At 34.7% G+C, this 10,660-nt stretch carries 5 protein-coding genes and 1 pseudogene; 5 read left to right on the top strand and 1 reads right to left on the bottom strand.

From position 1 onward, the window contains the following. Positions 1-207: 207 nt before the first annotated feature. Positions 208-2,784, bottom strand: a complete 2,577-nt coding sequence (locus HNS38_RS18820; RefSeq protein ID WP_172346901.1) for a T9SS type A sorting domain-containing protein — start codon at positions 2,782-2,784, stop codon at positions 208-210. Between the two features lie 557 nt (positions 2,785-3,341). Here HNS38_RS18820 and HNS38_RS18815 point away from each other — a divergent pair. The 5 genes and pseudogenes from HNS38_RS18815 to HNS38_RS20305 all read left to right on the top strand — a co-directional run. Further along, entirely contained in the window at positions 3,342-5,531 is a 2,190-nt protein-coding gene (locus HNS38_RS18815; RefSeq protein WP_172284406.1) for a glutamine synthetase III, read from the top strand. A 77-nt stretch (positions 5,532-5,608) separates the two neighbouring features. Further along, the gene (locus HNS38_RS18810) at positions 5,609-5,815 is read left to right on the top strand and encodes a zinc ribbon domain-containing protein (RefSeq protein ID WP_172284408.1); all 207 of its coding nucleotides are present in this window, start codon (positions 5,609-5,611) and stop codon (positions 5,813-5,815) included. A gap of 54 nt (positions 5,816-5,869) precedes the next feature. Further along, positions 5,870-7,012: a DUF4831 family protein gene (locus tag HNS38_RS18805; protein ID WP_172284410.1), complete on the top strand. Its 1,143-nt coding sequence runs from the start codon at positions 5,870-5,872 to the stop codon at positions 7,010-7,012. Positions 7,013-7,148: 136 nt separating this feature from the next. After that, positions 7,149-10,385, top strand: a complete 3,237-nt coding sequence (locus HNS38_RS18800) for an exodeoxyribonuclease V subunit beta (protein ID WP_172346900.1) — start codon at positions 7,149-7,151, stop codon at positions 10,383-10,385. 84 nt (positions 10,386-10,469) lie between these two features. Beyond that, positions 10,470-10,660 (top strand): annotated as a pseudogene (locus HNS38_RS20305) (DUF1801 domain-containing protein); the annotation flags it as partial.

Genomic DNA, 10,660 nt, shown 5'->3' with positions numbered 1-10,660 from the left:
CTATTCTAATTCAGCTTGATAAGGCAGTCTGATTTGGTGCGAAACTTCAGTTATTGATACAATTGAACTTAAAATACTTTTCGATCTAATAATTAAACAAGCTTATGCCCAATTTTAAATGAATTGATCACAAAATCCCCACCTATAAACTTATAGGTGGGGATTTTCCCAATGTCACAAAAAACATGTTAAACATTAACTCATTCATTATTCCACTATAAATCGTTCAGATATTATATTTCCCATATTCTGAAAAGTCAGAAAATAAACCCCTGGTTTTAATTCATCTACAGGAATAAGAACTTGTCCTTTTTGCTCACTTTTAGAATAAACTTTAATCCCCGACAAGGAATAAACGCTCAGTTCACATTCTTCCTTAATATAAATAGAAATAAAATCACTAACAGGATTTGGATAGATTAAAGAGTTTGATTGACTAATGGTCTCAATTGAAGTATTTTGTTCTGTAGTAAACTGCCAGTTCACAGCATTAGGGTTCTCTACTCCTGTTTCTGATTGCGCTACCGGAACTACTTTCCAATAATAGATAGTTTCAGGAGAAAAGTCCTCTGTACTTGGATTAATCGAATAATTGTCTTCACCTGCCTGATATTCCACAAACGCTAATAGCTCTTCCTCACCTAAATTTGTATCTGTACCAAAATATACCTTAAAACCAAAAGGCTCCGAATAGCCTGTTTCTAAACTAAAAGACCACATCAAAGTCTCTAAATCTATAGCTACAGCCAACTCACCATCTACTGGACTTACGCATTCTGCTAGATTAGGGAAGTCGTATACAGAACTTTCAGTGGCAAATGTCCAAACCTCTACCCCTTCAGCTTCCTGGCCATCCTCATCAATTGTTATTGGAATAACTTTCCAAAAATAATCCATATCATATTCTAGATCTAGAATATCTGAAATGTTGATATAGTAATTGTCCTGTTCTTCTTCAAAATCAATCCAATAATACGGGAGTCCACTAAAATCATCCGAATCATTAAGAAACACTTTGAATCCTGCTGGAATAGCAAATAAACCATCATCGAGATAATCCCATGAAAGGGCAACCTGTGTAATTGAAACATCAGTACTTAAGTCGGCAGGATTTGGATTGACAGCTGTTGTTGGCAGTAGCTCAGCCAATTCATCAGCTCCTAAATCTGGATTTACCAGACTTCGTTCTTGTCCTTCAATATCCTCGGTGATAGATATTGGATTATCAATAGGAATAGCATTTTCACGAACCAATACATCTGAGTTATTCACATACAAATACAAATCATCAATAAAGCTAACCTGTCCAGTAAAAGCTATTTGATCGAAGTCTACGACTAAGGCTTGATAATCTTCCAAAGTTTCTCCAATTAAAGGCGAACTACTACTGTAGGCATAGAAAATAGGATGGCTTTCAGATGGTTCATCACTAAAATATAAGTTATTAGAAGTCTCATTTGTGATATTGACCAATGTGGTGGTACTTTTATAAAACGCCGTTGCCAGCCCTGTGGATGGAGATGTGAGTGATGTTAAATTAATAAGGATATTATTCTTTAAAGTTACAGGTTCGTCATCATTATTCACAAACAAAGCAGCGGAGGAATTCTCACTGTTTGTTGCTGTATAATCTAATTGCACTGAATTATACAAGACAAAGGCCTCATTAAAACTTCGAAGTTCTATACCTCTCGCTGCTGGCGAACCAGACAAAGAAGATGCAGGAGCTGCAATATCAGAAACCATATTATTATAGATAGTTGCTGTAATATCGGTTCCAAAAAGCATAATCCCGGTAGCTGTATTCGATCCTCCCCCTGTTGCACTGATGTTATTTATGATATTATTATATATAAGGTGTTCAGATTTACGGGCATTCAAATAAAAACCAAAGATACTGGTGATAGCAGAATGATGATTATCAATAATATTATCGTGAATTTCAAATGGTTCTGTCAACAATTCATTGGGCAAGCTACTCGTTGTTGCAATGGCTGCTGGTGCAGTACTGCCAGTACCAATTCTCTCCAAATCTATAATTTGGGTATGATGTACTTTTGCGCCATTTTGCCCTTTCAAATAAACTCCACATAAAGAAATATCTGAAATCAAACTTATTCCGTCATCTATCGCTCCTACTTCATTATCAAAGCCCATGAAACTAACATCCCCTGTTCCAGAATCAAAATTATAAGCTATAATGCAGTTCTGAACCGTATTATTAAAGAATTTATTATCAGCATGAATCCCTTCAGAAAATGTGGGTTCTTCTTCTGTTAGCACATTTATCCCTATGGTTTGATTGCTATTGGTTTTGTTTAAATTGATATCTAAATTCTGAAATACATTATGTTGACAAGCATTATTAATTGATGCATTACTTAGAAACAAGCCATATTCAAGGAGCCCATTTTCGGTACTAATAGCTATCCCATCAATGGTCATATAATCGGTTCCTAAAAGAGTAATACCCGCCTCAGCATCAGCTATTGTTCCTTCGATATTTAGAATAGGCTTTGCTCCTGTTTGATTCCACTGAATATTGATTGGGTTCCCTGAGCTTCCACTACCGCTAATAATAAGTGGAGAATGATTAAACACTAGATCTCCACTCATTTCAAAAGTAATACCTCCTGCATTTACTTCATAAAGATTTAACGAATCTACAACAGACTGGAAATCAGGGTAGTTTTCAGATGGTACATTTCGAGTTCCCGATAGTTGCGCTATCAACAAGTGACTAGATATCAATATAATAATGGTAGTAGCTAATAGTTTTTTCATAGCATTAGTGTTTTTTTTAATAGTTTTAAATATGTTCTTGACAAAATTAAATCAATTTCTAAAGATAAAAAATGATTACTATAATTCATATCAGATAAAACTAGGCTCCACAAATTAAAAAGTAGTACAAATAAGATCAATAAATGAATTAAAAAGAGGATTCCATAAAATAAATCAACACTCTTTATTTTAACTTAGTTTAAAACCTTTTATCGTTTTTATTAAACCCTCCCAGATAAATTTAGCAATAGATTTGAGACTATTATTCCTTTCCCTCTTCTTATTTCTGATAGCAAGATCGCATCATTCGATTTGATATTTAGCATTATTTCAAATTCATCACCAAAAAAACAAGTTGAATTTATCAGCTCTTTTTCACCCTATTTTTACCGCAAACGTTTGAAAAAATCACACCGTATAATTATTCATAGTTTATTAACAAAATATCCATCTTTTCTTGATAAGAAATTCATTTTTTTACGAAGCCCTCTTTTTGAAAAACTTATATTTGCAGCTTAAAACCATTCTAAATTATTTAACAAATAAAAATTAGTATTATGCAAAATTTCAGGTTCACAGCTCTTGAAAAAACGCTTGACAGAAAGCTCGTCCATTATGAAATGCCAAAGAACAAACCTTCTGAGTATTACGGGGAAATGACTTTCAATATGTCAGCTATGAAGGAATACTTGACCGTTGAGGCTTTTGGCAAAGTTAAAAGCGCTATTGAAGAGGGCTTAAAAATTGACAGAAAAGTTGCAGATCAGATTGCCGCTTCTATGAAAGCATGGGCATCATCGAAAGGGGCCACCCACTACACTCACTGGTTTCATCCATTAACTGGTTCTACTGCTGAAAAACACGATGCTTTTGTTAATCCTGAGGGAGAAGGCAAAGCCATCGAGAATTTCAGAGGTAATGAACTGGTTCAACAGGAACCCGATGCCAGTAGCTTTCCTCATGGGGGAATTAGAAACACTTTTGAAGCCAGAGGATATACCGCTTGGGATCCAACAAGTCCTGCATTTATCCTTGGAACGACACTTTGTATCCCTACTATCTTTGTATCCTACACTGGAGAAGCCTTAGATTATAAGACTCCTCTATTGAAGTCATCAAGCGCTCTTGACAATGCAGCAACAGCTGTTTGTAAAATGTTTGATAAAAATGTGAATAAAGTATATGCTACTCTCGGTTGGGAGCAAGAATATTTCTTGGTAGACTCTGCTTTACACACCGCTCGCCCCGACCTTGTTTTAACAGGTCGTACCCTATTTGGCCATTCAAGTGCTAAAGACCAACAACTTTCTGATCACTATTTTGGAGTTATTCCTGAAAGAGTGAAAGAATTTATGAAAGAGTATGAGATAGAAGCCCACAGATTGGGAATCCCTGTAAAAACTCGTCATAATGAGGTAGCACCAAATCAGTTTGAAGTAGCTCCTGTATATGAAGAAGTAAACCTAGCCGTTGACCATAATCAATTGATTATGCATGTGATTGAAACAGTGGCTAAGAAACATGATTTTGTAGCCCTATTCCACGAAAAACCTTATGCCAATGTTAATGGTTCAGGAAAGCATAATAACTATTCATTAGCTACAAGCACGGGTAAGAATCTATTTGCTCCCGGAAAGAACAGTAAAGAAAACCTACAGTTCATTGCCTATATGGTGAACATGATCAAAGCAGTAAACGATCATGAAGCCTTATTAAGATCTAGCATCTCTAGTTCTGGCAACGATCATCGTTTGGGTGGTCATGAAGCGCCTCCTGCTGTTATCAGTGTGTTTATTGGCTCTCAATTAACAAAAATGCTAGACAAAATAGAAGCTAGTACTACTAGTGCTGGAATGTCTGATGATCTTTTAGAAGCATTAAATATTGATGTGCCTAAGATACCTGAAATTCTATTAGACAATACAGATCGTAACAGAACCTCCCCTTTTGCTTTCACAGGAAACAAATTTGAATTTAGAGCTGTGGGTTCCAATGCCAATTGTGCTAAGCCTATGATTGCACTAAACACCATCCTTACCGACCAACTCGTCACCTTTAAAAAAGACATGGATGCTTCAATGGCAAATGGCATTTCTTTTGAAGATGCCTTATTCCAAGTGATTAAAGAGTATATTATTGATAGCAAAAGAATTCGTTTTGAAGGCAATAATTATAGCGACGAATGGTTAGCAGAAGCCGAAAAAAGAGGATTGAGTAATATTAAAACAACACCTTTAACTTTAGATACTTACATCGACGAAAAAACAATAAGCTTATTTGAGCGCAATAATGTGATGACCAAAAGAGAATTGGAAGCACGCAGATTGATTCGTTTAGAAAAGTATACTAAAAACATTCAAATTGAATCCAGAATTTTAGGAGATATGGCTACTAATCATATCATTCCCATTGCCATTAGATATCAGAATACCTTGATAGAAAATGTAAGAGGATTAAAAGAAATCTTAGATCTTCAAACATATGGTAAGGTTTCTAAGAATGAGCTTGATATCATCACTCATATTTCACATCATATTTCTGAAATTAAGAAAAATGTTGATTTTATGATTAATGAACGTAAGATAGCCAATAAGCTTGAGGGAGAGCATGATATGGCTGTAGCTTATGATACTAAAGTTCGTCCATATTTAGATATTATTCGCCGTCATGTTGATAAACTTGAGTTATTGGTGGATGATCAGTTATGGCCATTGCCAAAATATCGTGAACTATTATTTGTGAAATAGTCTTTATAAGAATTCATCTATAATTAGAGTTTTATTTGTAATATTGTCTTCAATTTTATAAATAAAACTCTTTTTTTATGTCTCAAAAATATGTTTGTCCAAAGTGCGGAAATACTAGCTTCGAAACCGATGAAATAAGAACAACCGGAGGAAGGTTCTCAAAAATATTCGATGTGCAAAATAAGAAATTCACCGCTGTAACTTGCACACAATGTAAGTATACAGAATTATACAAAGGTTCAACAAGTACCATTGGTAATGTATTCGACTTCTTTACTAACTAAGGCTTTGAAAAGCTAACAAGCTCACTCCTTCTTAAAAATCTAATAATCCAAAAAATGAGAAAATATTTATTTCTTTTAATGATATCTTTTAGTTTAACGAGCATTGCTCAGGTCACTACAACTAAAGTAACACCACTTGAAGACTTCTCAGCTTCCAATGGTACCGTTTATGCTTTACCTAAAGCCAGTTTTAGAATAGACGTTTGGGTAGAGAAAGCTGAACATATTAAAGGCCCCTATGCTATTTATGCTAAGAAATTATTGGGATTAGAAACCATTATCGATTATAACTCTAAATCCTATTCTATAAAAAATGTAGCTATTGACGCTGAAATCATTGCCGACCCAGAGCAATTATACTTCGTCAATTTGGGTGAGAATTCAGAGAAGTCTGATAATATCAAATACCTGCAAATGAACGAATCTGGTTTATTCGGTGGAGTCACAGCAACTGCGCAAACTGCTGCCATTGAAAATCAAAATATTCTGATTGAAGAAATCATCAAAGGAAACAAGGATTTCAGATATTTCGCCGATGCCAATCTGATTGAAAAAACCGATACCATCATTAGAAGAGTGGATATTGACACTTCGCATATCGAAAAAGCCATTATCAAAAAATATAGTGTGGAAAAAGACATGTTGCAAAGAGCCCAAGATGCTGCAACTACTTTAATGGAAATCAGAAAGAATAGATTTGAATTGATTTCTGGTTATCAAGAAGTTGCATATAGTGCTGGAACTATGGAAATCATGAATGGCGAGCTTAAACAGATGGAGGATGATTATTTGGCACTATTTGCAGGTAAAACAGTGCTTACAGATGAACATTATGTATTCTATTATTCTCCAACTACCGACCAACCTAATATTATAGCTCCGGTTTTTAAATTCTCTGAACAATCTGGTGTTGATTATCTTTCTGCTAGTGGCGGTGAAAAGATTTCCTTAGCTATTAAAAGCAATGGTTTAGCGGAAAACATGAATGATATCAATACCAATTCTGCGGTTGATGGAATAGTATATCGTTTCCCAGAAACAGCTGAAGTTTGGGTAAAATATGGTTCAAAAGAGTTCGACAAGCAATTAATGGCGATTCCACAGTTTGGGAAATTACAGAAGTTACATTTTAACCAAAATGTGATGGAGTTACATCCTACTACTGGTGGGCTAAAACTATTGGAAGTTAGGAAATAGATTGGAGATTGAAGATTGAAGCATGAAGCATGAAGTTTGAAGTTTGAAACACTAGGCTTGAGGCCTTTATAATGAATTTTAGGCTTTCTTTGAATCCAACTTTTTAACTATTAGCTATTAACATTAACTCATACACATGAGCGCATCTACCAAAACACTAAAGGTTTATAAATCATCGGCAGGAAGCGGTAAAACCACTACCCTAACCTTGGAGTATCTCAAACTTACATTAGGGAAACCAGAGGCATATAAGCATATTTTAGCGCTTACTTTTACCAATAAGGCTGCTCAAGAAATGAAAGAGCGAATTCTCGAATTTCTCGGACAACTCATTCAACTCAAATTACAAAAAGACGATCCTTATTTTCTGGAAACCCTCCTCCAGGAAATTCCAAAATACAAAACGGCTCTCGATAGCAAAGGAATACTCGAAGCCAGAAGAATGATACAAAACGATTCTTTGATTCTTCATAAAAACCTCATTCACAATTACTCTGAGTATGCGGTGAGTACTTTAGATAGCTTCACCAATAGAATTATTCGCTCCTTTAGCCACGATTTAGGTTTGAGTTTCAATTATCAAGTGGAACTTAATGCCGATCAAATGTTGAAGGATGCGGTGGAGGAATTGGTGAGTAGAATTGATAATAAAGAAGAACTCATCACTAAAATATTAACGTGCTATAGTCAGCAAAAGATTGACAATGAGCGAAGTAGAAATATTGTAAACGATTTAAAAGACAGAGCAAGGTCCTTATTAAATGATGTGGAGGAGGAATTCCTTAAACCGCTTAGAGAGTTAGATTTAGAAGAAATGTCTTCCATACAAAAACAATTGGAAGCACAAGTAAAAGAGTTTGAAAAACAGTTGCAGAACTTTGGGCAAGAGTTCATCGATTTATGCAAGAGAAATGCTATTTTGCCCAGTATGTTTTTTCAAGGAGCCAAAAGTATTTATCCTTATTTTAAAAGGTTTACTGAGAAAGATTATAAATCTCTAGAGCCTAATTCTTATGTCATTAAGATGATAGAAGAAGACAAGTGGACGGCTGGAAAGGTAAGCCCTGCAGACAAAACCAATATAGAATCACAAGGAGAAGAAATAAAAGCAATTTATCGAAAAACGCAGGCCTTTATAGAAGACTATAGGTCTGATTATATCTTGAAAAAAGAAGTATTTGCTGGCATCTACCCTTTTATGGTATTGATGGAATTAGAAAAAATCATAAATCAGATGAAAGTGGATCAGCAAATGATTCATATTTCCGATTTCAATAAAATCATCTCTGAGAAAATCGCCAACGAATCAGCTCCCTATATCTTTGAAAGAATTGGAAATAAATATCAACACTTTTTACTTGACGAATTTCAGGATACTTCTGTTATTCAATGGCATAACCTTTTACCATTAGTAGAGAACTCACTTTCTGAGAATCATTTCAACTTGATAGTTGGAGATGCCAAACAGTCCATTTACCGCTGGCGCGGTAGTGATGTGGAGCAATTTAGTCATTTCCCTAAGCTAACCAATATTGGAAGTGATCCTTTTATGGCAGATAGGGAACAACAATTATATCGAGCCTATGAAGAGATTCACCTGACTACTAATTATAGAACAGGAGAAAATATTGTGCAATTCAATAATAAACTCTTTCAATTTATCATCGATAGAGAATTTCTACCAAAATCACAAGCTAGTGTTTATGCTGATTTAATTCAGAATCCTCAAAGCAAAAAAGACCTGCCTTCTTCCGTAGAAATTCACCAGATGGATATCAAAGAAATTGCAGGAACTGAGAATAAAAACCTTCTTTATATTGAGCGTACTTATGAGATCATTCAACAATGTTTAGAGCAAGGATTTCAATTGAAAGATATCGTGGTCTTGGCTCGAAAAAATGACTTTCTAATACAGGTAGCCCATTATCTTCTAAGCAAAGGCGTCAATGTGATTTCCTCAGAATCCCTGCATGTAGACACCTCACCACAAGTACAATTTTTAGTAAGTGTAATCCAATATCTCTATCAACCCAAAGAATCTCTTTATCAATCTGAGATATTAAAGTATCTGTTTAGACAGGGATACATAAACAGTACTTATTCTGATTGTTTAATGAATCTTGATTCTTCAAAAGAACTTCAAGATTTATGGATAGCATTAGAAATTAATTTAGATAAAGAAGAACTATTAAAACTAGAAGCCTATGAGGCTTTGGAACAAATTTGTGATATTTTCAGGATGGATAAAAATAATGCACTCCTTCATTTTTTCTTAGAAGCAGCCTTTATTTTCACTCAAGATAACCATCAGTCTTTGGCAGATTTCAATGAGTGGTGGACCATCAATGCCTACGATTATAAACTGGAAGTTCCTGAAGAATGGGATGCCGTAAAACTGATGAGTTTTCATAAGTCAAAAGGATTGGAATTCCCTGTGGTGATCAATCATTTTGCTCAAGCTCATTTACGTTCCAGACCCGGACAAGAAATCTGGTTAAATCCAGAGTTTAAAGACTTCCCTCAACTTAAAAGCTTTCCTTTTAAACTGTCAAGTCTTGAAGGCACCCAATTTGAGTCTTTTAAAACCATAGAAGACGATTTAGGCAAACTCGATGAGCTGAATATATTTTATGTGGCTATGACTCGACCAGAACAAAAACTCTATTTATTGGTGGATAAATATGAAGTTCCAAAAAAATCAAAATCTACTTCTAATCTTTTTAAATTCGACCAGATTTTAGATGAGTTTATTTTGCAATCGGAAGCCAAACAATTAGAGGAGAACGTCTTTGTCTTTGGAGATGACACAGTTAAGAAACAAGAAAAAAAACATGCAGAATCCATGGATTCTACTTCTGTAAGCATGACATCTCAAACCAATGCAGATTGGCGAAACAGTATCTCATTAGCACTAGATACTGAAGAGGAGAATACCGCGCTTTCTTCGGCACAATGGGGACAAAAAGTACATGCTGTTTTATCAGAAATACAGTCGGAGGAGGATATTGATTTTATATTGTCTAGAATGGTATATAAATCGTGGATAGCAGCTGAAGAAAGAGATGAAATAGAAGCCATAGTAAAACGAGTAATTGAGCATCCTCTCCTTCAGGAATTCTATCATAAAGGTTTAGCTAATTATTCAGAACGAGAATTATATAGTTCCGAAGGAAAAAAATATCGTCCTGATAAAATGATCGAACTAGAAGAGCAGTTTATCATCATTGATTATAAGACAGGTAAAAAACAGAAAAAAGACGAAAATCAAGTTCTCAATTATTGCCAATTAGTAGAAAAATATTCTGGGAAACCAAGCAAGGGATTATTAGTTTATATTCATGATGAGGTTGAAGTTAAGGTAGTTAACAACTAAGAGTTAAAAATTAACAACCAATTTTATTTCAAAACAAAATGCTAAGAAACAAGACTATTCCAAGCACAATCCTATTTTTGCATCATGTTAAGTATTATTGAAGAGTTTTATGAAAATCAGCAAGAACCTAGTAAATCTTGCTTTTTGAGTCTTAGAAAAATTATTCTTGATTTTGATCCAAATATTAAAGAAACTTGGAAATATCAAATCCCTTTCTTTTTGGATATACCGGCGTTATTGTGCCAGTCATACCGACGTTATTGTGCCAGTGTGAA

This window comes from Lentimicrobium sp. L6, assembly GCF_013166655.1.
Taxonomy (GTDB): Bacteria; Bacteroidota; Bacteroidia; order Bacteroidales; family UBA12170; genus UBA12170.
This window is presented reverse-complemented; position numbering and strand designations above follow the sequence as displayed.

Excerpts from the sequence above, each read along its gene's own strand:
- HNS38_RS18815 (WP_172284406.1), top strand. The coding sequence starts at position 3,342 with ATGCAAAATTTCAGGTTCACAGCTCTTGAAAAAACGCTTGACAGAAAG.
- HNS38_RS18820 (WP_172346901.1), bottom strand. The coding sequence starts at position 2,784 with ATGAAAAAACTATTAGCTACTACCATTATTATATTGATATCTAGTCAC.
- HNS38_RS18810 (WP_172284408.1), top strand. The coding sequence starts at position 5,609 with ATGTCTCAAAAATATGTTTGTCCAAAGTGCGGAAATACTAGCTTCGAA.
- HNS38_RS18800 (WP_172346900.1), top strand. The coding sequence starts at position 7,149 with ATGAGCGCATCTACCAAAACACTAAAGGTTTATAAATCATCGGCAGGA.
- HNS38_RS18805 (WP_172284410.1), top strand. The coding sequence starts at position 5,870 with ATGAGAAAATATTTATTTCTTTTAATGATATCTTTTAGTTTAACGAGC.